Origin of the sequence: Arthrobacter sp. 'calajunan' (assembly GCF_046940185.1) — a bacterium.
GTDB classification, from domain to species: domain Bacteria; phylum Actinomycetota; class Actinomycetes; order Actinomycetales; family Micrococcaceae; genus Glutamicibacter; species Glutamicibacter soli.
The window spans coordinates 111,583-136,065 of the sequence record NZ_JBKZDY010000005.1 but is presented as its reverse complement, the minus strand read 5'-3'; the positions used below and the strand labels follow the sequence as shown (position 1 = coordinate 136,065).

The 24,483-nt window shown below is 64.8% G+C and carries 24 protein-coding genes and 1 pseudogene; 16 read left to right on the top strand and 9 right to left on the bottom strand.

The annotated features are described in order from the left end of the window. Window positions 1-19: 19 nt before the first annotated feature. Window positions 20-715 carry an RcpC/CpaB family pilus assembly protein gene (locus RF641_RS09780; RefSeq protein ID WP_424573084.1) on the bottom strand — a complete coding sequence of 232 codons (696 nt, stop codon included), beginning with the start codon at window positions 713-715 and terminating at the stop codon, window positions 20-22. A 75-nt stretch (window positions 716-790) separates the two neighbouring features. Next, window positions 791-1,447, bottom strand: a complete 657-nt coding sequence (locus RF641_RS09775) for a 5-formyltetrahydrofolate cyclo-ligase (protein WP_424573083.1) — start codon at window positions 1,445-1,447, stop codon at window positions 791-793. Between the two features lie 92 nt (window positions 1,448-1,539). Here RF641_RS09775 and RF641_RS09770 point away from each other — a divergent pair, with 92 nt between their 5' ends. Both RF641_RS09770 and RF641_RS09765 read left to right on the top strand, forming a co-directional pair. Then, window positions 1,540-2,157, top strand: a complete 618-nt coding sequence (locus RF641_RS09770) for a GNAT family N-acetyltransferase (RefSeq protein WP_424573082.1) — start codon at window positions 1,540-1,542, stop codon at window positions 2,155-2,157. A gap of 183 nt (window positions 2,158-2,340) precedes the next feature. Further along, window positions 2,341-3,201 (top strand): hypothetical protein, encoded by an 861-nt coding sequence (locus RF641_RS09765; protein WP_424573081.1) that lies wholly within the window; start codon window positions 2,341-2,343, stop codon window positions 3,199-3,201. Window positions 3,202-3,297: 96 nt separating this feature from the next. On the opposite strand, the gene RF641_RS09760 is transcribed toward RF641_RS09765, so the two are convergent. Continuing rightward, window positions 3,298-3,804, bottom strand: coding sequence for an Lrp/AsnC family transcriptional regulator (locus RF641_RS09760; RefSeq protein ID WP_053798500.1), 507 nt, complete (start codon window positions 3,802-3,804; stop codon window positions 3,298-3,300). Window positions 3,805-3,929: 125 nt separating this feature from the next. Here RF641_RS09760 and RF641_RS09755 point away from each other — a divergent pair, with 125 nt between their 5' ends. The 5 genes from RF641_RS09755 to RF641_RS09735 all read left to right on the top strand — a co-directional run bounded on the left by RF641_RS09755 (window position 3,930) and on the right by RF641_RS09735 (window position 9,596). After that, on the top strand, window positions 3,930-4,409 hold the full coding sequence (locus RF641_RS09755) for an NUDIX hydrolase (RefSeq protein WP_047119616.1): 480 nt from the start codon (window positions 3,930-3,932) through the stop codon (window positions 4,407-4,409). A 33-nt stretch (window positions 4,410-4,442) separates the two neighbouring features. After that, complete coding sequence (locus RF641_RS09750) at window positions 4,443-5,360, top strand: hypothetical protein (protein ID WP_424573080.1); 918 nt, start codon at window positions 4,443-4,445, stop codon at window positions 5,358-5,360. Between the two features lie 89 nt (window positions 5,361-5,449). Further along, window positions 5,450-6,670 carry a pyridoxal phosphate-dependent aminotransferase gene (locus RF641_RS09745; RefSeq protein WP_047119614.1) on the top strand — a complete coding sequence of 407 codons (1,221 nt, stop codon included), beginning with the start codon at window positions 5,450-5,452 and terminating at the stop codon, window positions 6,668-6,670. Then, complete coding sequence (locus RF641_RS09740) at window positions 6,618-8,585, top strand: GmrSD restriction endonuclease domain-containing protein (protein WP_424573079.1); 1,968 nt, start codon at window positions 6,618-6,620, stop codon at window positions 8,583-8,585. Before RF641_RS09745 ends, RF641_RS09740 begins: the two co-directional genes overlap by 53 nt. Before the next feature lie 147 nt (window positions 8,586-8,732). Then, entirely contained in the window at window positions 8,733-9,596 is an 864-nt protein-coding gene (locus RF641_RS09735; RefSeq protein ID WP_424573078.1) for a PPK2 family polyphosphate kinase, read from the top strand. A 58-nt stretch (window positions 9,597-9,654) separates the two neighbouring features. On the opposite strand, the gene RF641_RS09730 is transcribed toward RF641_RS09735, so the two are convergent. The 3 genes from RF641_RS09730 to xseA form a co-directional block, all read right to left on the bottom strand. After that, window positions 9,655-10,074, bottom strand: a complete 420-nt coding sequence (locus RF641_RS09730; protein WP_424573077.1) for a MepB family protein — start codon at window positions 10,072-10,074, stop codon at window positions 9,655-9,657. Window positions 10,075-10,206: 132 nt separating this feature from the next. Continuing rightward, window positions 10,207-10,437: an exodeoxyribonuclease VII small subunit gene (locus tag RF641_RS09725; RefSeq protein WP_047119612.1), complete on the bottom strand. Its 231-nt coding sequence runs from the start codon at window positions 10,435-10,437 to the stop codon at window positions 10,207-10,209. A 16-nt stretch (window positions 10,438-10,453) separates the two neighbouring features. Beyond that, the gene (gene xseA / locus RF641_RS09720; protein WP_424573076.1) at window positions 10,454-11,728 is read right to left on the bottom strand and encodes an exodeoxyribonuclease VII large subunit; all 1,275 of its coding nucleotides are present in this window, start codon (window positions 11,726-11,728) and stop codon (window positions 10,454-10,456) included. 207 nt (window positions 11,729-11,935) lie between these two features. Here xseA and RF641_RS09715 point away from each other — a divergent pair, with 207 nt between their 5' ends. The 9 genes and pseudogenes from RF641_RS09715 to RF641_RS09675 all read left to right on the top strand — a co-directional run bounded on the left by RF641_RS09715 (window position 11,936) and on the right by RF641_RS09675 (window position 22,233). Beyond that, window positions 11,936-13,033: a 4-hydroxy-3-methylbut-2-enyl diphosphate reductase gene (locus tag RF641_RS09715; protein WP_047119610.1), complete on the top strand. Its 1,098-nt coding sequence runs from the start codon at window positions 11,936-11,938 to the stop codon at window positions 13,031-13,033. Window positions 13,034-13,102: 69 nt separating this feature from the next. Continuing rightward, window positions 13,103-14,188: a redox-regulated ATPase YchF gene (gene ychF / locus RF641_RS09710; RefSeq protein ID WP_424573075.1), complete on the top strand. Its 1,086-nt coding sequence runs from the start codon at window positions 13,103-13,105 to the stop codon at window positions 14,186-14,188. A 133-nt stretch (window positions 14,189-14,321) separates the two neighbouring features. Next, on the top strand, window positions 14,322-15,050 hold the full coding sequence (locus RF641_RS09705; protein ID WP_183043084.1) for a response regulator: 729 nt from the start codon (window positions 14,322-14,324) through the stop codon (window positions 15,048-15,050). A gap of 330 nt (window positions 15,051-15,380) precedes the next feature. After that, window positions 15,381-15,633, top strand: a pseudogene (locus RF641_RS09700) (HigA family addiction module antitoxin). Between the two features lie 435 nt (window positions 15,634-16,068). Further along, window positions 16,069-16,449: a VOC family protein gene (locus RF641_RS09695; protein WP_120989164.1), complete on the top strand. Its 381-nt coding sequence runs from the start codon at window positions 16,069-16,071 to the stop codon at window positions 16,447-16,449. A 255-nt stretch (window positions 16,450-16,704) separates the two neighbouring features. Beyond that, window positions 16,705-17,223, top strand: coding sequence for a peptide-methionine (S)-S-oxide reductase (locus RF641_RS09690; RefSeq protein ID WP_204675137.1), 519 nt, complete (start codon window positions 16,705-16,707; stop codon window positions 17,221-17,223). Between the two features lie 571 nt (window positions 17,224-17,794). Next, on the top strand, window positions 17,795-18,265 hold the full coding sequence (locus RF641_RS09685; protein WP_424573074.1) for a protein-tyrosine phosphatase family protein: 471 nt from the start codon (window positions 17,795-17,797) through the stop codon (window positions 18,263-18,265). A gap of 89 nt (window positions 18,266-18,354) precedes the next feature. After that, window positions 18,355-18,888 (top strand): 2'-5' RNA ligase family protein, encoded by a 534-nt coding sequence (locus RF641_RS09680; RefSeq protein WP_188948848.1) that lies wholly within the window; start codon window positions 18,355-18,357, stop codon window positions 18,886-18,888. A 273-nt stretch (window positions 18,889-19,161) separates the two neighbouring features. After that, complete coding sequence (locus RF641_RS09675) at window positions 19,162-22,233, top strand: DEAD/DEAH box helicase (RefSeq protein ID WP_424573073.1); 3,072 nt, start codon at window positions 19,162-19,164, stop codon at window positions 22,231-22,233. Between the two features lie 129 nt (window positions 22,234-22,362). Here the strand turns inward: RF641_RS09675 and RF641_RS09670 are convergent, their stop codons facing one another. Genes RF641_RS09670 through RF641_RS09660 form a run of 3 tightly spaced genes read right to left on the bottom strand, consistent with a single transcriptional unit; the run spans window position 22,363 to window position 24,380 of the window. Then, window positions 22,363-23,130: an SCO1664 family protein gene (locus tag RF641_RS09670; RefSeq protein ID WP_120989169.1), complete on the bottom strand. Its 768-nt coding sequence runs from the start codon at window positions 23,128-23,130 to the stop codon at window positions 22,363-22,365. After that, window positions 23,130-23,663: a DUF3090 domain-containing protein gene (locus RF641_RS09665; RefSeq protein ID WP_350535999.1), complete on the bottom strand. Its 534-nt coding sequence runs from the start codon at window positions 23,661-23,663 to the stop codon at window positions 23,130-23,132. Before RF641_RS09665 ends, RF641_RS09670 begins: the two co-directional genes overlap by 1 nt. Before the next feature lie 24 nt (window positions 23,664-23,687). Then, the gene (locus RF641_RS09660) at window positions 23,688-24,380 is read right to left on the bottom strand and encodes an MSMEG_4193 family putative phosphomutase (protein ID WP_424573072.1); all 693 of its coding nucleotides are present in this window, start codon (window positions 24,378-24,380) and stop codon (window positions 23,688-23,690) included. Window positions 24,381-24,483: the final 103 nt, after the last annotated feature.

Genomic DNA, 24,483 nt, shown 5'->3' with positions numbered 1-24,483 from the left:
CGCTGCCCGGGGCACGGGGCTAATTCACCAGCACCGCGGAGACCTTGCCGCGGGACACCGCCCCGGCCAGGTCGTCGGACAGGCTGGCCGCGGCGGCCACCACGATGATGCCCTCGCCTTCGGCCGGGCTCCCGGAGAGCATGCCGAACTCGCCGCGGTCGGCCGCCGGCACCCAGAGCACCGCCACACCCTGTGCGATGGTCTCCGAGCGGATCTGCCGCTCGAACCCGTCGCCGGTGGTGAGCACGATGTCCACCAGCTGCCCGGGATTCAGCAGGCCCACGGCGGCCGGATCGCTCAGCCGGATGGGGACTGCGACGGTGCCAGGGGCGCTGCCTGCCAGCAGCTGCGGGCCCACCAGCAGGTAGCTGCGAAGGGCCGTACCCGCCGGCACCGCGATGGCCAGCCGCTGGCCCACCAGCTCCTGCGGGTCGGTCAGCAGCCGGTGGTCGTCGGGGTCCGCCGGGATGCGCTGCAGCTGCACGTCGGCGGGGGAGATCACGGCCCCGGCGGCCAGATCGGATACCGCCACCACGACCTCGCGCTGGGCCAGCTGGCCGGAGGAGAACTCGTTCAGGGCCGCGGCGGCGGCCAGCAGCAGGCAGGCGATGGCCAGTGGGCGGCGGTAGCGGCGCAGCGCCTCGTGGCGGGTGCGCACCGGGCGCACCTTGGGCCGGGGGATCACCGGGGCGCGGCGTGTGGCGGGACTCTTCATGCACCCAGTGCACACCCGGCCGGCCGACGGGCGCCGGGAACGAGGACGGAGTGGGGAAAACGCCGGGGCGGAACCCTAGCCCAGGAAGTGGCGGGCGCCGCCGGGGGTGATGACCAGGTCCACGGGCATGTCGTGCGGCGCGACGGAGAAGGTCCCGGAGGCCACGACCTCCTCGTCGTACACCATTGCGGCCACCTGCACCGGGAACTGCTCGATCTGCGGCAGGAAGCGGTCGTAGTAGCCGCCGCCCTGGCCCAGGCGCAGCCCGTCGGTGTCGATCGCCAGCGCCGGGATGAATACGGTGGCGACCTCGTCGAACAATTCAAGTCCCAGGCGCGGGCCCACCGGTTCCATGACCGGCGCGCGCGGGCTGCGGACCACTTCGACACCCGGGAACCACTGCACCCAGGACAGCTGGTACTGCGGTTCGCACACCGGGACGTAGACCTGGATGCCGTCGGCGACCAGCGCCGCCAGCAGCGGTTCGGTGTCCGGCTCGTCCGGGGCGGAGCAGTAGGCGGCGACCGTGCGCACCACCGGGGCCAGGTCCTCCAGGTAGCGGCGCACCGCATCGGCCATGGCCGCGGAGCGCTGCGCCCGGACCTCGGCAGGCAGCGCGCGCCGCGCCGCGCGGATCTGCGCGCGCAGGGCCTTTTTCGACTCGGCGAAGGCGCCTGCGGGAGCGGCGGCGGAATCGGCCGGAACGGCGGAGGGTGAGCTCTGTGCATCCATGGCACCAACTGTACTCACTGCGCGGCCCGCGCCGGACTCCGTGTGACACGAGGCGGCCGCCGCCGGGGCCGCGCGGCGGATACCATAAAGGCATGAAAGGCTTTTGGCGCGGCAAGGCCGCGGTCCCGGATCTGGTGTCGCAGCGTTTGGCGCTGCGCCAGCTGAAGCTGTCCGACGCCGCCGAGTGGTCCGCGCTGCGCCATGCGAACGCGAAATGGCTCAAGCCGTGGGACCCGACCAACCCCTCCGGCCCGCCCGAGGCGATGACCTACCGCGAGATGATCGGGCTGAAGCACAACGCCGCCCGGGAGGGCACCGGCTACGCCTGGGTGCTCACGCTGCCGCAGCTGCACAGCGCGAACCCGCCGATCATCGGCCAGGTATCGGTCAGCGGGGTGCAGTGGGGCGCCGCGCGCACCGCGTCCATCGGCTACTGGATCGACCAGTCCCATGCGGGGTTCGGACTGATGCCGGAGGCCTGCGCGCTGGTCATCGACCACTGTTTCGGCGCGCTGGGCCTGCACCGGCTGGAAATCAACATCCGCCCGGAAAACGCCGCGAGCCTGCGGGTGGTGGACAAGCTGAAGTTCCGCGACGAGGGCCTGCGCCGCAGCTACCTGCACATCGACGGGCAGTGGCGCGACCACCGCACCTTCGCCCTGAACCGCGAGGAGCTGGCAACACCCATGATCGAACGCATCTACGAATAAATCCGCCAATTCCAGGCGGAATCCGCAAATGTGCTTCTGAGGTGGCACATCGTGCACGAAAACTTTGCAACACGCCTACGCAAGTGCGGGTGACCGGTTCATCGGTTGCATAGTGTTGAGTCGAGAAGCCGTATCCGGTTTCCCGCAGGATTTGACCGAACCTATCGGTGATGGAGGAACCACATGGCCGGCACGTCACAGAGCGCTTCGCAGGCGAAGGCTGTCTCTGAATTTAGGATTCGCGTGCGCTACGGCCGGTTGTCTCTTGCCATGCTGGGTTTGCTGGCCGTCGTGGCCACCCTGGTCGGACTGGTGCTCGCACCGTTCACCGCGCTGACCTTCGGCTGGGTCGGCATCTTCTTCCTGGTCGGACTGGGCTCCTTCGCTTCGCTGCGCATGCTCGCCGTGCGCGACCGCAACCGCAAGCTGCTGGCCACCCTAGAGGCCACCCGCCAGCGCGCGATGCAGACTCCCGCCATGGAGGACGGCGCCAACCAGGTGCTGGTCCGCAAGCAGGACACCGGCGACGAGGTCTTCGACGCCCGCCCCGGTTCCTCCCGCCGCGCCCCGGCCATCACCGCCGACGAGTTGCGCGCCGAGGCGCTGCGTGTCGCCCACGGTTTCGGCGGCGTGAAGCAGCCGGATACCTGGGAGCCGACCAACGTGCCGCGCCCGACCTATGTCCAGGTGCGCGAAGCCACCCAGCGCGAGATCGCCGCGCGTGTGCGCCCGGAACCGTTGCCGGTCTCCGAGCCGCTGCGCCCGAGCAAGCAGATCAGCCTCAAGGCCTCCGAGGACGCCAAGCGGATCGCCTCGGAAGTCTCCGCCGAGGACCAGGCCGCCGTGGCCAGCGTTCCGGCCAAGCTGGCTCCTGCCGCGAAGGACGCCGCAACCCAGGCCCCTGCCGCTGCAGTGAAGCCAGCGGTCGAGGCCACCGGCACCGAAACCGCCGCCCCGCGCACCGAGGCGCCGGCCCAGGACAAGACGGCAGCCTCCAAGGCCCGACTGAACCTGGACGCCGTCATGCAGCGCCGCCGCGCCTAGCGCACCAGAGACCAGCAAAAAACCTGCGATCCGTGTGGATCGCAGGTTTTTTGCCGTTTCGGGGTCTTCGCGCCGCAAGCCCCGGGGCCGCCGGTCCTAGAGGTTCGCGTCCTCGGAGGGCAGCGGGCCGCGGTGGCCCATGTGGTGTGCGAAGACCAGCGTGGTCTCGGTGTGCCCCACGGACTCGTCGGTGGCCAGGTTGTCCAGCACCCAGTCGCGCAGCGCCTCGGTGGAGCTGACGGCAATATGCAGCAGGTAGTCGGTGCCGCCGGAAACATGGAACATGGACAGCACCTCTGGCAGCTGCGGGATGCGGTCGACGAAGGTGTCGATCTTCTCGCGATCGTGCACCCGCAGCTTCACGGAGATCAGCGCCTGCACGGTGCGGCCCACGCTGCGCAGCGAGACCTCGGCGTGGTAGCCGGTCAGGATGCCGCGCTCCACCAGCGAGCGGGTGCGCAGCAGCGCCGTCGACGGGGCGATGCCCGCGCGCTGGGCCAGCGTCGCATTGGAGATGCGCGCATTGGCGACCAGCTCGTCGATGATGATTCGATCAATCTCGTCGAGATCGGTACCGTGGGTCTGCTCTGATTGCGATGACATAAGAATATTTCACCATACTTGGGCTCAATCGAGCACTGCTTCGATGAGCCAGGTGCGTGCCGTGCCTCCGCCGGGCCGCGGCTCAGCTGTCCGGAACGTCCGGCACCGGCGGATATATTAGTGTCATGACACGAGCATCCGAGCAGACCGGAGAACTGTACGACACCCGATTGGCCGCCTACGCGCTGGTGGAGAACGACGGAAAGGTGCTGCTGACCTTGTGGGACATGCGCCACCGCGATCCGCGCTTCATCCCGCGCTGGACGCTGCCCGGCGGCGGCATCGACCTGGGCGAGCAGACGTCGGAGGGCGTGATCCGCGAGGTCTTCGAGGAAACCGGCTACCACGTCGACACCCTGGCGCTGCTGGACGTCACCACCGGCATCATCCCCGGTGCCAAGCGCTACTCGGGGGAGGGCCACCCCATGCAGACCGTCGCGGTCACCTACACCGCGCAGCTGGCCGGCGGGGAGCTGCGCGCCGAGCAGAACGGCTCCACCAGCCAGGCCGGCTGGTTCACCCGCGAGGAAATTCGCCAGCTGAACAGGATCGAAAGGGTGGATGTGATGCTGCGGATGACCGATCCCGGCGCGCGCAACCGCTGATCCGGGCCGTGCTGGCCTAAAATCGGTAGGGACATGAAGTTCCCACACGCCACCCCCGCCCGCACGCTGGCCCTGGCCGCCTGCGCCCTGGCCCTGCCGCTGGCCGGCTGCACCACCCCTCCGCAGGATGCTGGAACCGAGCCCAGCCGCGATGTCACACTGCGCATCGCGCCGACCGAGGATCCCACCGGGCAGGCGCTGGCCCACGTCTACGGCGACGCGCTGGAGCAGCTGGGCTACGCCATCAGTTTCACCAAGCCCTCGCAAGATCCCTACCGCCAACTGGCCGAGGGTGCAGCGGACATCGCGATCGACACCGCCCCTGAGGCTATCGGGCTGCTCCCGGCGGAGCAGGACCCGCGCGGCGAGGACCAGCTGCTGGCCGGCGACGAGGCCAAGAAGCTCGTGGGGCTGCTCAACGACGCCGAGCTGGGATTCACCGCGTTGCCGCTGACACAGGGCGATGCAGGAGCGGTGATGGTGCTTTCCGGCGCGGAGGCGACCGAATACTCCGTCACCTCGGTGGCTTCGCTGGCCGCCGCCTGCAGCGAGCTGACCTTCATCTCCGCCGCGGCGCCCACCGCCGGGCTGGAGAACGCGCTGGAAGATGCAGGTTGCGCCAAGCCGGTGTTCCGCACCGTCGACGCCGCCACCTTGCACGACGAGCTGCGCGCCGCGGTGTCCCGCGTGGTGGTGCTGCAGCAGCACGACGCGGTGATCGGGGACGAGGCGTTCACCATGGTCGACGGCAGCGCCAAGCTCTTCGACGCCGCACCCTACCTGGCGCTGGCCGGCGAGGCGGTGGACCAGGACGCGGTCGACGGCCTGAACCAGGTCACCCGCCAAGTGAACCAGCAGGCCCTGGTCGGCCTGAACCGGATGGTCTCCGGCCCCGATGCGATAGCGCCCGACGACGCCGCGCAGCGCTGGCGCTGGATCATCGACAACTAGCAGCCCGTCACCCGGCCGATGATCCCGGCCGGGTGCAACGGTTGAGTAACAAGGCGCGCCGCGCGCGCCTGACGTGAGAAAGTGTACCCATGGCCGAATTCAAACAATCGACGAAACTGCACAACGTCCTCTACGACATCCGCGGGCCGCTGCTGGAGCACGCCACCCGCATGGAGGCCGAGGGCCACCGCATCCTGAAGCTGAACATCGGCAATCCCGCGCCGTTCGGCTTTGAGGCGCCCGACGCGGTGCTCGTCGACATGATTCGCAACCTGCCCAACGCCCAGGGCTACTCCGACTCGCGCGGCATCCTCTCCGCCCGGACCGCGGTCTCGCAGTACTACCAGACCCGCGGCATCCAGACCATCGGCGTGGACGACATCTACCTGGGCAACGGCGTCTCCGAGCTGATCACCCTGAGCCTGAACGCGCTGCTGAACAACGGCGACGAGGTGCTGATCCCGGCTCCCGACTACCCGCTGTGGACCGCCTCGGTCTCGCTGGCCGGCGGCACCCCGGTGCACTACCTCAACGTGGAGGAGGAGGGCTGGCTTCCGGACCTGGAGGACATGGAAGCGAAGATCACCGACCGCACCAAGGGCATCGTGATCATCAACCCGAACAACCCTACCGGCGCCGTCTACCCGAAGGAGACCCTGGAGGGGATCCTGGAACTGGCCCGCAAGCACGATCTGATCGTCTTCTCCGACGAGATCTACGAGAAGATCCTCTACGACGACGCCGAGCACATCAACACCGCCGGCCTGGCCGACGACGTGCTGGTCATCACCTTCTCCGGGCTGTCCAAGGCCTACCGGGTCTGCGGCTTCCGCGCCGGCTGGATGGCCATTTCCGGTCCGCGCCACCTGGCAGCGGACTACATCGAGGGCATCAACCTGCTGACCAACATGCGCCTGTGCGCCAATGTGCCGGCGCAGCATGCGATCCAGACCGCGCTGGGCGGCTACCAGTCGATCAACGACCTGATCCTGCCCGGCGGCCGCCTGCTGGAACAGCGCGACGCGGCCTACAACCTGCTCACCGCCATCCCCGGCGTGAGCGTGCAGAAGGCCAAGGGTGCGCTGTACATGTTCCCGAAGCTGGATCCCGAGGTCTACCCGATCCACGACGACGAGAAGTTCGCTCTGGAGCTGCTCAAGGCGCAGAAGATCCTGATCTCCCAGGGCACCGCGTTCAACTGGGTGCGCCCTGACCACTTCCGCCTGGTCACGCTTCCGAACGTGCGCGACCTGACCGATGCGGTCGGCCGCATCGGTACTTTCCTTGAGGACTGGCGCGCCCGCGCATAACTATCTCTCGACAACACGTCGGTGCAAGCCAAAAATCATTGGCCTGCACCGGCGTTTTGCTTATGCTGGCACTCAAATAGTTTTCAGATGGTGTTTGAACAGGTGGTATGGCATGGGGACCGGAAGCGAAGCACAGAATCGCAAAGTTCAAGACTGGTTGGCCCGCGTCGATTCCGGTCAACTGCGATTGCCGCGCTTTCAGCGGGGAGTCGCGTGGGATTCAAATCGAGTTGTATCCTTGCTCGACACCATCATTGATGACTTGCCGCTCGGAATTGCGCTGGTCCTCAATGTGGGAGACAAGGAACAGTTCATCTCCCGGTCCCTGGAATCTGCTCCAGAAACAAGCGAACAAGTCACCGAGCACCTGTTGGATGGACAGCAGCGGCTGACAGCTCTATATCGCGCGCTTCGTGACAACGATCCACAAATTACATACTTCGTTCATTTCCCAGTTCTCGACCAAAACCCTGGCAACGACGACCATGATGTTGCCGTTCGCAAGGTAGCCCGATGGACCAATGCCTCTGGTACGAAATTCCCGATGTGGGTTGATTCGCCGTCGGAATGCCTGAGCCGGGGAATGGTCCCAGTTCGACTTCTCGATCCTACTTTCGACAGATTAGACGATTGGCTGAGCGAAGCCACCAAAGTACTCGAACCTGGTGCCGACATAGTGGAGCTGGCTGAATTCAAAGCTGCATTCATGAGGGCGAGCGAATACCGAAGCCGGGCCAAAACCCTAATTTCAGAGAAACGCGAAACTCTCAAGCACTTCAATCTCCCTTACCTGTCACTTCCTGCACAAACCAGCAAATCGACTGCACTTGATGTATTCGTCAAGATGAACACCAACGCCAAACCGCTTAAGGCTCATGACATATTCGTAGCAGAGCTAGAAAGCATAACGGGCAGGCGTCTGAAAGAGATGGAAGACGAGCTTGAGCGCCGGCATCCATACTTGAAGAAATACTTCAACATGGAAAGTGCAGTCCTTCAAACGTCGGCGCTTCTCCAGAACAAGATTCCAGGCCAGCGAGGCTTCTTCGAGATGAATCACGAAGTGTTCGTTGAGAACTGGGATGTCATGTCCCGCGGACTTGTCCGGTCGATCCAACTCGTTAAGTCGCTTCGCATTCTTGACGGCGAGAGGCTTCCTACCGCTATCCCAATTCCTGTTGTTGCAGCATTGATAGCGAATGAACCCGAAAACGGCGACGAGCGAGCTGCAGTCGACAAGTTGATGCGCCAATATCTCTGGCGTTCATTCTTCACCAGCCGATACGATTCGGCAGCTGCGACCCGTGCATTCGTTGACTACAGGGCACTCAAGGATGTTATGGATGAGGTAAGCTCATCGTCGGCCGTGCCAATTCTTGATGATGAATGGTACTCCTTGCCGAGCCGCAAAGATCTCAAGAGTGCTGGATGGCCAAAGGCGAAACGTTCTCTCTCTAGGGCGATTCTTGCGGCGTCTACATATTTTGGCGCTAGAGATTTCGCCGATGATACCAAGCTGAACGATGAGAACATCTCGTCCCGCGAGTACCACCATATTTTTCCGGACAAGCTCCTGAAGGATGCCCGCATCGAATCGATGCTGGCGCTCAATTGCGCGTTGATTACCTGGAAAACTAATCGCACCATAGGCCGTAGCGACCCCATCAAGTACCTGGAAGAGCGAGCACAACGTGCACCCAACGAGCAGGACATCGAACGGCGCTTGCGAACACACCTTGTCCCGTATCAGGCTTTAAAAGACGCTGGACCGTATGAATTCGGGTCGAGCGAAGAACTTTTCGCGGCAGTTAGGCACGACTTCGACCGTTTCTTGGAGTGCCGGGCCGTGGCCATCGAAAATTTCATGCGGGCGGTTTGCAGCGGTGACGAACCGAGTCTAAGCGACATCATTTAGCTCTGGACGAGGTGGTATGAGCTCGGAATGCCGCGGAGACACACCGTATTGCAATTAGGTGAATCGCCTCCTGCCCGAAGAGGATTGCAAGTAATGTTGGCTCAAATTTAGAAATTCGTGAATGACATGAAATCTAGGAGGTGCTCAATGATGGCCTACCCGGATAACTTGATCAGCGCGCTGCGCGTCGAACCCGGCCTGGATTTGTCCCAACGAGCGACCGGAGACCCGGACTGGTGGCCGGCGGATGCCCCGCAGGACAAGAAGGAAGCCGCGCAGCGGATGAAGGAGCTGGGCGAGGAGCTGTCCTCGCTGCAGGAGCGGCTGTTCGCCTCCGCGCTGCAGCAGGAGTCCGAGGACTCGGTGCTGCTCATCCTGCAGGGAATGGACACTTCCGGCAAGGGCGGGATCGTACGCCATGTGGTGGGCCTGCTGGACCCGCAGGGCGTCGACCATTTCGCGTTCAAGACCCCGACCCCGGAGGAATTGGCGCACGACTTCTTGTGGCGCGTGGAGAAGCGGTTGCCGCGCCGGGGCATCATCGGCGTTTTCGACCGCTCGCACTACGAGGACGTGCTGATCCACCGAGTGCAGCAGCTGAGCACCGCCGAGCAGGTGGAGAAGCGCTATGCGAAGATCACCGCGTTCGAGAAGCGGCTGGGGGAGCTGAGCATCCACCCGATCAAGGTGATGCTGCACATCAGCCGCGACGAGCAGTACCAGCGGCTCTCGGAGCGGCTTCAACGCCCGGACAAGTTCTGGAAATATGCGGTCGGCGACGTGGAAGACCGGTTGCGCTGGGACGACTACCAGCAGGCCTACCAGGTGGCGATCAACCGCACCGACAGCGCCGCCGCCCCGTGGTTCGTCATCCCTGCCGACCAGAAGTGGCGTGCGCGGCTGTGCGTGGCCGAGCTGCTGCTGCAGGTGCTGCGGCGCATCGACCCGCAGTGGCCGCCGGCGAAGTTCGACGTCGCCGCGGAAAAGGCCCGGCTGGACGCGACACGCTGATCCGGCTTTCCCATGGCGCTCCCCAGAGCTCGGCCTGCACAGCTTGCGGTGCCCGGGCTCAGAATTCGTGGAACGCGCAGGCCTGGGCCCGCTGCGCGGCTGTCGCCTGGCCGTTCAAGACCTTGCACCAGCTTGGATAGACCCGGAACCCGCGTTTGCCTGGCCATCTGCCCGAGGTGATTTTCAGTTCGGACAGATGCGCACCGGTGAACCGGAATACGCCGCGTCGCCCCTGCTGCTCCACGAAGACGAGCAGGCCTGCGGCCGTGTCGTCGTCGCGGAATGGTTCGGTCGTCCCGTCAACGGCCCGTCGCCCGAATGCGACGAAAGCGCCAGCCTTTGTCGGAGTGTTGCGCGCCGTACGAATATGCCATGCTTCGCCGTCGATCTGGGCGAGGCCGGACTCGTAGTCGCTGTTCTGCGCTTCGGGAATTACCGCGATGGGCGCCGATACGGAAGCAGCGTAGGCCTCAAGCATTGTGAATTGCACCCACCCAAGATATCCCACCGCCAACGTGGAACTGCTGGACGGCGTCGCATGGTGCGCAGGCCGTGTGCTTTCGCTGATGACTTGCCCGGTTCGAAGCGTCCGAGCCCGGCGTGCGCCGAACTAGTCCTCGGTGTTCTCCAGATGGCGGGCGCGGGCTGCCTCCAGGCGCTGCGAGACGCCGTTGAGCCAGTTCTCGCAGTGGGCGGCCAGCGCTTCGCCGCGCTCCCACAGGGCCAGCGAGGCCTCCAGCGGCGCGCCGCCGGTCTCCAGCTGGTTGACCACGGCGATCAGCTCGTCGCGGGCCTTCTCGTAGGACAGCGCGGCGATGTCGGTCGGAATCTGCTCGTTCATGTGATTGTACTCCAAACTAGTGGGCCGCCTCGGCGGCGGGGAAGATGTCCTGGACGGTGGCGGTGAGCTGGCCTGCGGCGACCCTGATGCGCAGCAGGTCCTGCGGGTTGGCGGTCGAGGCATCGCGCAGCACGCTGCCGTCGGCCGTCTGGGTGACCGAATAGCCCCGGTCAAGGGTCTGCTGCGGGGACAGGGCCCGGATCTGGGCGCGCAGGTGGGCGACCTCGTCCTGGGCACGCTGCACCCGGTGGCCGATCAGCGCGGTGGAGCGCTGCACCCAGCGCTGCAGGTCCTCGGCGCGCGATTCGACCATGACCTGCGGGCTGGCCAGCACCGGGCGGGCGCGCAGCGAGGAGACCAGCTGGGCCTCGCGCTGCAGCATTGAATCGATGGAGCGCTCAAGGCGCTGGCGGGCGGCGTCGAGCCCGGCGAATTCCTCGTTCAGATCCGGCACGATGCGCTTGGCTGCATCCGTAGGGGTGGAGGCTCGCAGGTCGGCGACGTCGTCCAGGATCGGCCGGTCGGCCTCGTGGCCGATCGCGGAGACCACCGGGGTGGAGGCGGCTGCCACCGCGCGGACCAGGTCCTCGTTGGAGAACGGCAGCAGGTCCTCCAGCGCGCCGCCGCCTCGGGCGATCACGATGACGTCGATCTGCGGGTCCGTATCCAGCTTCTGCAGCGCGGCGATGACCTGCGGGACCGCGTCCACGCCCTGCACCGCGGTGTTGATAACGGAGAACTGCACGGCAGGCCAGCGCAGCGTCGCGTTGCGCACCACGTCCTTTTCAGCGTCCGAGTCGCGCCCGGTGATCAGCCCGATGCGTCCGGGCAGCACCGGCAGCCGGCGCTTGCGGGACGGGTCGAACAGTCCTTCGGCGCCCAGCGCCTGGCGCAGCCGTTCAAGGCGCACCAGCAGCTCGCCCAGGCCCACGGGGCGCAGGTCGGTGGCGTTCAGCGACAACCGGCCGGTCTTGGTGTACAGGCTGGGCTTGACCCGGGCGACCACGCGGGAGCCCACGGTCGGGGTGGTTTCCAGCTGGCGCATCACCGAGGACCAGACGGTCACGGAGAACGAGTTGTCCACGTCGACGTCGCGCAGCGTCAGGTAGGCGTGGCCATTGCGCACGTTCGCCTCCAGCAGCTGCCCCTCCACCCAGGTGTAGGGGGAATTCTCGATGTGGATCTTCAGCTTTTCCGACAGCACCCGCAGCGGCCACGGGTTTTCCGGGCTCGTCTGCGCAGCGGTAGCGGGCACGCCGGTCGGCGCGCCGGCTGGCGGCGATGACTGCATCTGCTCACGGCTCCTTTTGCGGTGTGGCGCACCTGTGGCGCGCATTCGACGCTACACCACCGGCCCGACATCTGCGCGGATTTGCCCCGGCCGGCGGCCGCGCAGACACCGCAGTATCGCAGGCAGAGGCGGAACTCACAGCCCCGGCAGGGTGGTTCGGCTCATATGAGCATGCGCTAACTTGCGCCGACTTCGTAGACTAGAGGCATGGCTACTTCCACTTCTGTCCCGGTATCCCTGCCGGTTCCCCGTATTCCGCGCACCCGCCGTTCTCCCCAGGAGATCCTGGCGGCGTCCCCGCTGGTGACCGAGCGCAAGGTGCTGCTGGCCGCTCCGCGCGGATACTGCGCCGGCGTGGACCGCGCGGTGGTGGCGGTGGAGAAGGCGCTGGAGCACTACGGCCCGCCGGTATACGTGCGCAAGCAGATCGTGCACAACGTCCACGTGGTCTCCGAGCTGGAATCCCGCGGGGCGATCTTCGTGGAGGAGAACGACGAGGTGCCTGAGGGCGCGCTGGTGGTGTTCTCCGCCCACGGCGTCTCCCCGGCAGTGGTGCAGTCGGCCGCGGAGCGCGGCCTGCAGACCATCGACGCCACCTGCCCGCTGGTGACCAAGGTGCACCGCGAGGCAGTGCGCTTCGCCAAGAACGACTACGAGATCCTGCTCATCGGCCACGAGGGCCATGAGGAGGTCGAAGGCACCTACGGCGAGGCCCCCGAGGTCACGACCATCGTGAACAACCCGGAGGAAGCCGACACCGTCCAGGTCAAGGACCCTGACAAGCTGATCTGGCTCTCGCAGACCACCCTGAGCGTGGACGAGACCATGGAGATCGTGCGCCGTCTGCGCAAGCGCTTCCCGAACCTGCAGGATCCGCCCAGCGACGACATCTGCTACGCTACCACCAACCGCCAGGCGGCCATCAAGAACATCGCCCCGCAGGCGGACCTGGTGATCGTCGTGGGTTCGGCGAACTCCTCCAACTCGGTGCGCCTGGTCGAGGTCGCACTGGATCACGGCGCCAAGGCCGCCTACCGCGTGGACTTCGCCAACGAGGTCGACGAGACCTGGTTCGAAGGCGTCTCCACCGTGGGCGTCACCTCCGGCGCCTCGGTGCCCGAGGTGCTGGTGCGCGAGGTCGTCTCGCTGCTGGCCGAGTACGGCTTCAACGACGTCGCCGAGGTCACCACGGCTGAAGAGGACATCATCTTCTCGCTGCCCAAGGAGATCCGCAGCAAGCTGAAGGAATCCGGCGACGAGGAGCGCGCCCTGGGCGGGCGCGGCCACCGTCCCGAGTCCCGCTAGCCCCCGCAAATTTCACGCGCCCGCACAGAACTGGGCGCACAATACTAGTAAAAGGTAGAATTTCCTCCCGTGGCTCTTACTATCGGAATCGTCGGACTGCCCAACGTCGGCAAGTCCACCATGTTCAACGCGCTGACCCGTGCCCAGGTGCTGGCAGCCAACTACCCGTTCGCGACCATCGAACCCAACGTGGGTGTCGTGCCGCTGCCTGACTCGCGCCTGAAGGTCCTCTCCGGGATCTTCAACTCGGAGCGCATCCTGCCGGCCACCGTGTCCTTCGTGGACATCGCCGGCATCGTGAAAGGCGCCTCGGAAGGCGAAGGCCTGGGCAACAAGTTCCTCGCCACCATCCGCGAGGCCGACGCGATCTGCCAGGTCACCCGCGCGTTCGTGAACGACGACGTGATCCACGTGAACGGCAAGGTGGACCCGGCTTCGGACATCGAGACCATCGCCACCGAGCTGATCCTGGCCGACCTGCAGACCATCGAGAACCAGCTGCCGCGCCTTGCGAAGGAGCTGCGCAGCAAGAAGATCGAGAAGTCCTTCCTGGACGCAGTGCTGGCAGCGCAGAAGATCCTGGAAGAGGGCCGCACCCTCTACTCGGCCAGCAAGACCGACGGCGTGGACCTCGTCGAGCTCGCGCCGATGCAGCTGATGACCACCAAGCCGTTCATCTACGTGTTCAACACCGATGAGGCAGGTCTGGCCGACACCGAGATGCAGGAAAAGCTCTCCGCGCTCGTGGCTCCGGCCGAGGCGATCTTCCTGGACGCCCAGTTCGAGGCCGAGCTGGCCGAACTGGAAGAAGACGAAGCTGAAGAAATGATGGAAGACGCCGGCATCGTCGAGTCCGGTCTGGGCAAGCTGGCCCGCGTCGGCTTCGACACCCTGGGCCTGCAGACCTACCTGACCGCCGGTCCGAAGGAAACCCGCGCGTGGACCGTCCGCAAGGGCGCCACCGCGCCTGAGGCGGCCGGCGTGATCCACGCCGACTTCCAGCGCGGCTTCATCAAGGCCGAGGTCATCGGCTTCGACGACCTGGTCGCCGCCGGGTCGGTAGCCAATGCGAAGGCCGCCGGCAAGGCCCGCATCGAAGGCAAGGATTACATCATGCAGGACGGCGACGTCGTGGAGTTCCGCTTCAACGTCTAATCGCGTTTCGACAATCAAAGGGGCACAGTGGAAGAGGGTGCATCACTCGCCAGCGCATCTGCTCGGGTCCTGCTCGGGAAATGTGGCCGTGCCCTCGCATTTAGCGCGTCGTGTGTGCTTTGTCGGTACTGTCGTGTCTCTCGTTCTGCAGGATTGGTTCTATGCCGGGGTGAACCCCCTGGCGTGCTTCGCACTTGCGATTACTTTCCTCGCGCTGTACGTGTCTCTACGCATCTTTGCGCTTCAGGAAGAGCAAGGAACTCTCCAAGAGAGCCGATATCTCAAGTTGTGGGGGCGCATAGAGAGCACGAGCGAGGATGCGGCGGCAAGCGCGGCTGGCGCGAATCAAGGGGTTGCTCGCTTGATCGAGGTACTCGGGGAAGCGTACAAGTCACGCGCACAAGAGTACCCATCCAACCTGCCAACGAAGATACCCCGGCTCTACAGCGAACTACGTGAAGCTGGTTCTGGACTGGTGTTGTGGGTGGATGATGAACCCGAGTCGGTCGCGTGGGAGCGTGCAGCCTTGTCAGAGGTCGGTATTCGATCAGTGTGTGTAACGACGACCGACGACGCATATCGACTCATAGCCGATAACGACTTCGATGTCATCGTGACTGATATGGGGCGACCTGATAGCAGACGCGCGGGGTATGAACTCCTCGATGGGTTGCGTTCGTGGGGCGACAAGACTCGGGTACTCGTGTATTCGAGTTCTAAGAAACCGGAACACGTCGCTGAGGTTCTCGAGCACGACGGTCAGGGTGCAACAAACGACCCCTGGGAAATCATCGAACTCGTGGCCCTGCAACTGCGATTGGCTAATGAAGAGCGCGTGAATCGTCAGCCTTTAGCGCATTAGCCTCAAAGGTTGGTATCTGGAGTAACGTGGTGGAAATTTCGATTCACCGCATTAGGGACACCCGATCGGCCTCCGAACCGATTGTATGGTCTATGGGCCGATCGGTGTGTGTTTATTGTCTAGCATCAAATCAATCGTGTTGGCCGGATCGTGTGGCGGGGAACCCGCTGGTGCGTTTTGGACGGTAATCGTCGCAGGAAGTACTGCGTTCGCGTGATCGCGCGGTGGTGGCTATGCCTGGTCTGAAGAGATGGAGGCATGGAAGATGTCGAATTGACCGACTACCACCGAGGTCGAGCTGATCGCCCAATCCACCCGGGTGAGGGTCTTATGGCGGACTTCATCGAAGAACTCGGGATCACTCAGAACAAGCTCGCCGTGTTCATCGGCGTCCCCTTGGCGGATCAACTAGATCGTGCACGGCAAGCGGGGCATGACCGCGAATACCGAACTGCGGCTGGAGTAGTACTTTGGCACATCGGCGGAGTTTTGAATCTATTTGCAGAGCCACTATGAACTTGATTGTGCCGAGGGTTTCGTGGGGGAACAGATTGCTTCAATCACTCCGTTGAAGGGCGCGTGAGCGGCTTTGCCGTATATGTGTCTGACGGGCATCTAGTTCACCGGTGGTGAGAGTGTAGTGCTCCGGACCTGCAGATTTCTGAAGGTTCCAACTAGGGCGACGTCGTTGTTGGTTCTAAGTACCGGTACTCGGTGGGGTTCCGGTTTAGCGTGTGAAACTGCTCGATCGTTGAACGAGCACAGCGAGACGAAACGCTCGTGCTTCTGAGCCAGCACCTAGTCTTTGCTGGTGCGGTGCATCCCGCGCCTGGTACGCATGTATGCCACCAATCGGAGACGAGGTCTCCTACAAAGTCGATGGTCACGCACGAGTCATGTGCCGAGATCGTTCCAGGAAGATGCCGGCCATGAAGACGATGCCGATGTAGGCCTCGGCCGCAGCATGAATCGGGCCATCGGGGCTGACATCGCTGAGTTTTTGGCATAGCCTGACGGCATGCACGAATGGAAGCCTGTTGCGTACCCGTCGGTTAGCCCCTATTTGATCTGCTGCAATGCGGAAGAAGTAATCGCGTTCCTTGAGGCTGCCTTTGACGGGATCCTGCTGCGCCGTTTTGACCGCCCTGACGGGTCGTTGATGCATGCCGAGGTCAGGATTGATGACAGCGTTGTGATGATTGGTGGCGGTGCGACCGAGACAGACTCGGCTCCTGCACATGTGCATTTGTATGTGAGGGACGCCGAATCCGCCTTTGCGCGGGCAATCGATGCGGGAGCGACCGCCGTCCAAGCGCCTGCCCGCAAGAACCAGGACGACGACCTGCGCGGCGGGGTGATGGACCCTTCGGGCGCCATTTGGTGGATCGCGACCCAGTAAAACCTCGACCCCATTGCTGGCGAATCGGCCGAGTTAAATCTGAGGCCAAGTTCGGCGCAAACGAAACGGCGTGGCAACTCCGGCTTCGGACGGAAGTCTAGAGATGCGTAGGGGTCAGCTCAAGCGGGCCGTATCTGTTGTTGCGTGTATCGGGTAGCCCGTGGCAACCTCTCCTGGACTCGGGACAGCCGTTGTATTCGGGTTGTTCCTTTCCCCTCAGAACGATCGCCGCGCAGGTAGCAGTAGTATCGGTACATGGAAGCCGAGCAAGTAGTTGAAGAGATTTATTTGGCAGGCGGCTGCCTCTGGGGCGTGCAAGCCTTCATCGCGACACTGCCCGGGGTGACGTTCACCGAGGCCGGAAGGGCCAACGGAACCAGCGAGTGTATCGACAGCGACTACGACGGGTACGCAGAATGCGTGCGCACACGATTTGATCCGTCGGTTATGGGTGTCGGGCAGCTGATGGCCTACCTCTTCGAGATCATCGATCCCTACAGTGTCAACCAGCAGGGGCCGGACCTCGGTCCGAAGTATCGCACTGGTGTTTACTCCAACAAGCAGGCCCATCTCGATCAGGCTCGAGTTTTCATTGCTGCGAGAGACGACGCTCGCCGAATCGCCGTTGAGGTGCTGCCGCTGGCCAACTATGTGCGAAGCGCCGAGGAACACCAGGACCGGCTCGCACGTTGTCCCGAGGATTCCTGTCACCTTCCGGCGGAACTGCTGGATAAATACCGGAAGAAGGATGATTCAGCCGGCCGCTCGTGGTGATCGGTGAGACGTTGCTACGTGCCGGAATGTGGTGGAGTTCCGCTTCAACGTCTGATTCCTGAACACTGTGAATGCCACGGTTTCCTTTTGGAATCCGGGGTATTCGCACATCTGGGGCTGTTTCTTAACATCTGGCCGATTATCGATCGCAACCTCGGTTTTGTTCCACAAGTACGATGCTTATTCCGGCTGTACGCATGCTTCCGTGAGTTCGTTGTCAAGACGGGGCGGCGTTGATCGAAGGCCCCAGTAGCGGCTAATTCGCGGAACACGTCGTCGGAGAGCCGATAGATGATGGAAGTTGGACTGCGTCAGCTGCGACATTCTGGACCTGCAGATTTTCACGAATGCAGGCCCGAAGGAATTGCGTGGCTGCCCGTCCACAAGGAGGCTACCGCCCTTGAGGCGGTCGGCGTGACCGGGTGAGGCCTTGCTGGCCACGCTAGTCTCTTGCACGGGTGGTGGGCAAGAGCGCTGCACCGACGGCGCCAAGTGAATTGCCGGTGCTTGTGCTCGACGCAGGGGCAGGCCACTGTTGAGCCATGATGAGTAGGCGGGGGAGCTGGGCTTCTTGGCGCTGCACGAAGAAGCGGGAGGCGGATACATGGCACAGTGGGAACCAGGCCGGGGAATCGTCGAATTCCCCGATGGCAGGAAGGTCAGGGGCCGCGGGCTGCGTTCGTTGCGGCGCCCGGCGCCTGCCGCGGACTTCGGCGTATACCTCACCGGTCGTCGACCCCAGGCGGGAGTAATCGAGCACCGATGGGTGCGATGGCGGGATTTCCGGCTGCCCGGTTCCACCGATGAGGTGGTGGCGGCCCTGCGCGAGGCACGCGAACGTTCTGCAACACAGCGGGTGGAGATTGCCTGCGGCGCAGGCTTCGGCCGTACCGGGGCAGCCCTGTCGGTTTTGGCAGTGATGAGCGGGATCCCGGCGGAGGATGCCGTGGCTTGGGTGCGGGAGCATTACCACCGCCGGGCTGTTGAAACGTCTGCACAAGAGCGCTGGGTATTGGAAGTGGCTGCGTCACTGCGAGGGTGACCGGCAATCCACTGCGGCGATCGCCGGAGAACTTTCGGGCTTGGTAAGTTGGGCCCCGGAACATGTCACCTGTGCAGGGGAGGAACTTGATGAGCCGGTCGCCGGAGAACATCCTTTTGCGCCTGCCCGAGGCACAAGAGCAGTCGATCCGGGAGATCTTTGCGCAGCTGGAACAGCGGGGTTTTCCCCGGCAGCAGCAGACACCCCACATCACCATCACCTTCGCCCCCGCCATGGCGCCGGAGGTGGTCGCCAGCGCAGCGGAGCTCCTGCCAGCGGTCATTCCATCCACGCTCACCAGGGTGGGCGCCGTGGTGTTCGGGACGAAACGCAAGCAGACCGTGGCATGGCTGCTGGAGGCCAGCGACGAGTTGGAGATCGCAGCCCGGAGCATCAGCGCACTGAATCCTGCGGGCAGGGGGCCGCGCTGGACACCGCACCTGACGATGGGCTTACGGCTGCCGCGGGACATCGTGCCGGACTACCTGCGTGCCATGGATGAGCTGGTTTCCCCGCACCTGAAAGAGTTCACGGCATTCCGTGCAGAGTACTACCGGCCGCAGAGCCAGGAAAGCTTGCTGCTCGCCGAATCAGGCATGGACGTACGACGCAGCCAGGCCTGATGACGCGCCGCAGAGCGTCGAACGCACGGACAGCCTCGTCTCGACCCTCGCGGACAGAGCCACCGATGCCGCGGATCGACGTGGCCGATGACCGGTAGATTCCACTCGCCGACTGCTAGTCTGTGAAAAAGTCCGCTGAGGTGAAGTTATTTGCCTCATCAGGAGCTGGAACCGGGGGCTGTGCTTGCCGGTCCGGTGAGGCAGTGGGGACGGCGACTCGTCCGCACCAGCTGTTGATGGGGATGGCCTTGCCGCGAACCGCAGGGAGCCAAAGTGCACGATACCCGAACAATCGCAGACTATTTCTCGCGAGTGCTCCGGCGCGGCCAGCTGGAATCGGTGGTCTTCGAGAAATCCTCCAACTTCATCGCCGTGCCTCGCGCCGAGCTGCTCACCGGCGTCATCGCACCTGAGGAAGCGCTCAGGCTCTTCGAAGCCCACGACAGGAATTCGGGACGGCACGGGTCAGACGACCAGGACAAGCCTCTGCCAGTGGCCATCTCCCTGCTCTCCACCGAGTACAAGGAATCCGGGCACAGCGGACTGCTGCTGCTTGCAGCCCAGCTTTATCGGGATGGCCGCTTGCTGCCGCAATTCGACCAAGGCACCTCGCCGTGGATCCCTGCGGATCGGCTGGCATCGGATACCAGCGACGGGCTGGAAGTCATGGCGGGCCCGCAAGAGAAGTTCTGGCACTACCTGCGCACCGAGGCCAACGCCGCCATTTCCCAGGCCGAGTCGTTCGCCGATGCGGTGGGCATGGCCGACACGCTGTTCACCAAGGTTTCGGGCTCCACTCCGGAAGATTTCGCCCTCAAAGGGCAAGCCGATGGACTCGACGTCGCCACCGAGTACTGCTATATCCAGGAACACGAACGCTTCACCGCCGTGAAGCCGCTGCTGGACCTCTACGATTTCCTGTCAGCACAGGAGTCCCTTCCGCCGCTCCTAAACAGCACGGCCACCGGGTGGGTGGGCGAACGCCGTTCAGAACTCTCGATCCATGATGCCGGTGGGCTCTACCGCAGCGCCAAGGAATCCTGCGGATCGATGGACAACGGCAATCCGCTGACCGATTCGCAGCGCCGCGCCGTCCACGCGTTCCTCGCCTCGGGCCGCGGCGACGTCACCGCCGTCAGCGGCCCGCCCGGGACCGGCAAGACCACGATGCTGCAGGCCATCGTCGCCAACATGATCACCCGCCGCGCGCTGGAGAAGGCCGCGCCACCGGTGATCGTGGGGGCTTCGACGAACAACCAGGCAGTCACCAACATCATCAATTCCTTTGCCTCGGTGGCCAAGGACAAACCGGGAATCCTGGACTACCGCTGGCTGCCGCAGGAACAGGACGGATTGGCGCTCGCCAGGAGCACGCTGGGTTCGCTGGCCGTGTACTGCCCGGCCGCGGGAAAACTCAAAGAAGCAAAAGGGCAATACTTGGTCGAGCAGCTCAACAAGGGCGAGACCTATGCCGCCTACAGCGGCGAGGTGTACCGGGCCGGCGCGCGGGACCACTTCGTCTACAGCGCGCAGAGGTACTTCGGCGCGCCGAACGACATCGCCGGGCTGCGCGACTGGATCCACGACGCGCTGTCGGAATTGGACTACGAACGGATCCGTTTGCTGCAGGTCATGGCCTCCCAAGGGCCTTCGGAAGAATTCCAGCGGGTGTGCGAGAGTGTTGAATCCTCCCGTTTCGGCCGACTCGTCGAGGGCATCGACGAGCTGAAGGCATCGCAGAACCTGCAGGAACTGGACGAGAAGCTCGACCTCACGCTGCGCTACGCCCAGTTCTGGCTGGCGGTCCACTACTTCGAGGCGCAGTGGCTGCTGGCCGAGGACCTGCTGGATGCGGAGGACCGCAAAAAGAACATTCGGCGCGTCATGGACAGCTACTGGCGCCAGGCCGCGGCATTGACCCCGTGTTTCGTGATGACGCTCTACCAGATGCCGAAGTACTTCAAGCTCTACATCAAGCCCGGCGAACCGTACCGCTTCGACCTGGAACGCGCCGATCTGCTGATCATCGACGAAGCCGGACAGGTCGACACGCCGCTGGGTCTTCCTGCTCTGGCCTTGGCTCAGCGGGCGGTCGTCGTGGGGGACAGCAAGCAGATCTCGCCGGTGTGGAACATCGACGAACTCAGCGACGAGGAAGTCGCCGCATCGGCGGGCATCGATACCGCCGGCTGGTGGGGCGGCCTGCGGGAGCGCGGGCTGACCTGCTCCGCCCCGTCCAGCCTGATGAAGGCCGCCAGCTACGCCTCCAAGTGGCAGTACGGGGACGGGCATCCGGGACTGTTCCTCAGCGAGCACTTCCGCTGCCACCCGCAGATCATCGGGTTCTGCAACGAGCTGCTCTACGAGGGCCTGCTGGTACCCCGCCGGCCAGCGGATAATTCCCCGCTCAACGGTGCGGAGGAGGCGTTCGCCTGGCACGACGTGCCTGGCTCCTTCGACTCTCCGGCCGGTTCCAGCCGCCGGAACGAGGCCGAGGCGAAGGCCATTGCCCGGTGGATCGTGGAGAACTATGCCCGCTATTTCGAGATCTACAACCCGCGGCATTCCTCACTGAACAAGAAAGCAGCCGGCGGCGAGCTCATCGGCGTCGTGACCCCCTTCAGCGCCCAAGCGCGGCTCATCGAACGGGAGATCGCGAAAGCAGTCCGCCAAGCCGATGTTTCCTTGGGCCTTCCGGCGGATCTTGCCTCGAAAGTTGCCGTCGGCACCGCGCATCGGCTGCAGGGCGCGGAGCGGCCCATCGTCTTGTTCTCCGCAACCTATGGGCAGAACAGCGGCCAAGCCGGGTTCATCGAGGCCAACCACGAGCTGCTCAACGTGGCGGTCTCCCGGGCCAAGGACCTGTTTGTGGTGTTCGCGGCGGCCAACCGCTGGAACAACGGGGAGGCCTTCGAAACCATGGGCCGCCACGCGACCAGGATCCCGCTGGATCCTCCCGAGGCTGCGGCCGGCCCGGCGGCCGAAGGAGCGGAACCGGTGCTTGTGCAGCCCGCCCCGGCGCCCCGGATGCCGGCGGCCAACGCAGAACCGGCGCCCGTCCGGACGCTGACTGCCAGCGCATTGCTGAACCGCTGGCGCAGTGCCGGGCAGCTGAGGGACGAAGACGCGCAGCTCAAGGCCCAGCGGATGAACGAGCGCCTGCGTGATGCCGGGGTGCTGGCCGGCAGGCCCGGCGAGTGGCAACCGACGGCGCTGGCTAAGCTGCTGGGCGCAGAAATCGTCCAGTGGCAGGACACCCGCACCGGCAGCACCTTCGAGTCCCTGGAGTACGCGCCGCGAATGCAGGAAGTGCTTCTGGAGCTCTACCTCGACGGGAAGCTCTGAGACGGCGCAGGCGTCCGGAGAGGCGGACGGACACGCTGCGCGCTGATCCGCGCCGGCGCCGGGAGCGCAAGCCACCGCGATTGCCGGCTTTGCCCCGCGGAAGCGGGAAACCACGCGGGGCCGGAGTCCCTAGAACAGCGGCCAGGGGACAGCCGGCATCTGGCCGCTGGGTCCGGGGAATGTCCCGGTGGCCTGCAACCGCTGGCAGCGTGCGGCCAAGGCGTCGACTTCTTCGCCGGTCAGCAGCTGCGCCAGGCTGCGCCCCAGTTCGCCGGACAGCCCCGCGGCGACCTTGCCTAGGCCTTCGAGCTCGTCGTCGTTCAGCGCTTGGCCCAGCCATCCCCACAGCACCGTGCGCAGCTTGTGCTCGCGGTGGAAGGTCAGTCCGTGGTCCACGCCGTAGCGGTGGCCATCGGGCATGGCGAGGATGTGGTTGCCCTTGCGGTCGGCATTGTTGACGATCACGTCGAACACGGCCATGCGCCGCAGCGCCTGCGTGTCCTCGTGGATGAGCTCGACGACGCGTCCGTTCTCATCCTGGCCCTTGAGGACGTGTTTCCAGCCGGTGTACGGCGCCTGGTCCGCCGGGACCAGGTCCACGGGACTCTGCCCGGCATCCGGTTCCTTCCACAGCTGCACCATGCCCTCGCCGAGCGGTCCCTCGCGCAGCCAGGTCTGCGGCACGATATCCCAGCCGAAAGCCCGGGAGACCAGGTATGCGGCGACCTCCCGGTGGGCCAGAAGCCCGTCGGGAAAATCCCAGAGCGGGCTTTCGCCGGCGATCGGCTTGTAGACGACCTCCGTGGCTCCGATGCTGCCCAGAAAGGTGGCATTGGACGCCGTGGTGATGCGGCCGGTGAGGGTCAGCTCGGCGGCCATGAGATCCGGCGCCGGCATCAGTCCTCCGGAGGGGTGCAGACATGCCCCTCGGGATCCATCGGGTACCCGCACAGCGGGCACAGGGGCCGCCCGGCCGCCACGATCTCGCGGGTGCGCTTGGCGAAGGCCCGCGCGGTGCCCACTGGCACCCGCACGAGCAGCATCTCGTCGGCATCGGCCGGGACATCTTCGTCGTCGTCTTCGCCCAGCGGATAGAGCTCGATGACGATCTGCGAAGTGGTGGCATCCCAGCCCAGGCTGATCGCGCCGATGCGGAACTGCACCTCGACCGGTTCGAGCGGGTCGTTGTCGACCAGTTCAAGGGGCGTGCCGGCAGGGACGCTGAAGGGGTTGCCCTCGACCGCGCCGAGCTGGTCGAGCACCTCGTCGATTTTCTCGGCGAGCGCCGCCGATTGCTGTTTCTCCAGGGCGAGCGTCACCAGCTGCTTGGCGGCGCGCACCTGCAGGTAGAACGCCCGCGATCCCGGATCGCCGATGACGCCGACGACGACACGATCTGGCCAGGAAAACTCGTGAACACGTGTAGACATGTCAATATTCTAGGCCGAAGACGTTCACGGCGCCTGGTGTCCAGGGCCTCCGCCGACCGGGGCGTCGCCCGCAGGGGCGGCCTTGGCCAGCCAGGACAAATCGCCGGCCTCGGTGTTGATCGCATAAACGCTGGGACGGTGCGGCCCGTAATGCACGATCGACACCGACGCGGGGCCGACGTTCAGGCGCTGGAACATGTCCAGGTGGGTGCCCAGCGCGTCGGCGAGAATCGATTTGATGATATCGCCGTGGCTGACGGCCGCCCATACTGCGCCGGGGCCGTGCTCGGATTCGAAGGCAGCATCGCGGCGGCGGATGGCGGCCACCGCGCGCGCCTGCATGGCCGCCAGGGATTCGCCGCCCGGGAACGCTGCCGCGGAAGGCTGTGACTGGACCACCTTCCACAGCTCTTCGGTGGCCAGCTCCTTGAGCGTCCTGCCCTGCCACTGGCCGTAGTCGCATTCGACCAGGTCGGAGTCCATGGGCGCGAAGGGCGCTTGGGGCTGGCGGTCGATGATGAATTGGGCGGTCTGCAGGCAGCGCTCCAGCGGGCTGGAGACCACCCCGACCAGGGGGACGGCGGCCAGCCGCTCTCCGGCCCGTGACGCCTGCTCCCGGCCCACCTCGTCCAGGCTGACGCCGTCGGCGCGGCCCGCCAGCACGCCGGCGGTATTTGCGGTGGAGCGGCCGTGCCGCACGAGAATAACGGTTGCCATGCTTTCAGCCTAGTATCCCGGCGTCGCTACGCCAGGTTTCGACAGAATTTCCGTGCAGCGCGTCGGCGCGAGGCTTCCGGCCGGATTGCCGCAGTCTGCCTTT

Coding starts and splice junctions, on each gene's coding strand:
- RF641_RS09680 (WP_188948848.1), top strand. CDS start 18,355: ATGAGCCGGTCGCCGGAGAACATCCTTTTGCGCCTGCCCGAGGCACAA.
- RF641_RS09755 (WP_047119616.1), top strand. CDS start 3,930: ATGACACGAGCATCCGAGCAGACCGGAGAACTGTACGACACCCGATTG.
- RF641_RS09770 (WP_424573082.1), top strand. CDS start 1,540: ATGAAAGGCTTTTGGCGCGGCAAGGCCGCGGTCCCGGATCTGGTGTCG.
- RF641_RS09775 (WP_424573083.1), bottom strand. CDS start 1,447: ATGGATGCACAGAGCTCACCCTCCGCCGTTCCGGCCGATTCCGCCGCC.
- RF641_RS09670 (WP_120989169.1), bottom strand. CDS start 23,130: ATGCCGGCGCCGGATCTCATGGCCGCCGAGCTGACCCTCACCGGCCGC.
- RF641_RS09780 (WP_424573084.1), bottom strand. CDS start 715: ATGAAGAGTCCCGCCACACGCCGCGCCCCGGTGATCCCCCGGCCCAAG.
- RF641_RS09665 (WP_350535999.1), bottom strand. CDS start 23,663: ATGTCTACACGTGTTCACGAGTTTTCCTGGCCAGATCGTGTCGTCGTC.
- RF641_RS09735 (WP_424573078.1), top strand. CDS start 8,733: ATGATGGCCTACCCGGATAACTTGATCAGCGCGCTGCGCGTCGAACCC.
- RF641_RS09740 (WP_424573079.1), top strand. CDS start 6,618: ATGCGGTCGGCCGCATCGGTACTTTCCTTGAGGACTGGCGCGCCCGCG.
- RF641_RS09745 (WP_047119614.1), top strand. CDS start 5,450: ATGGCCGAATTCAAACAATCGACGAAACTGCACAACGTCCTCTACGAC.
- xseA (WP_424573076.1), bottom strand. CDS start 11,728: ATGCAGTCATCGCCGCCAGCCGGCGCGCCGACCGGCGTGCCCGCTACC.
- RF641_RS09765 (WP_424573081.1), top strand. CDS start 2,341: ATGGCCGGCACGTCACAGAGCGCTTCGCAGGCGAAGGCTGTCTCTGAA.
- RF641_RS09730 (WP_424573077.1), bottom strand. CDS start 10,074: ATGCTTGAGGCCTACGCTGCTTCCGTATCGGCGCCCATCGCGGTAATT.
- RF641_RS09690 (WP_204675137.1), top strand. CDS start 16,705: ATGGAAGCCGAGCAAGTAGTTGAAGAGATTTATTTGGCAGGCGGCTGC.
- RF641_RS09725 (WP_047119612.1), bottom strand. CDS start 10,437: ATGAACGAGCAGATTCCGACCGACATCGCCGCGCTGTCCTACGAGAAG.
- RF641_RS09760 (WP_053798500.1), bottom strand. CDS start 3,804: ATGTCATCGCAATCAGAGCAGACCCACGGTACCGATCTCGACGAGATT.
- RF641_RS09695 (WP_120989164.1), top strand. CDS start 16,069: ATGCACGAATGGAAGCCTGTTGCGTACCCGTCGGTTAGCCCCTATTTG.
- RF641_RS09715 (WP_047119610.1), top strand. CDS start 11,936: ATGGCTACTTCCACTTCTGTCCCGGTATCCCTGCCGGTTCCCCGTATT.
- RF641_RS09660 (WP_424573072.1), bottom strand. CDS start 24,380: ATGGCAACCGTTATTCTCGTGCGGCACGGCCGCTCCACCGCAAATACC.
- RF641_RS09750 (WP_424573080.1), top strand. CDS start 4,443: ATGAAGTTCCCACACGCCACCCCCGCCCGCACGCTGGCCCTGGCCGCC.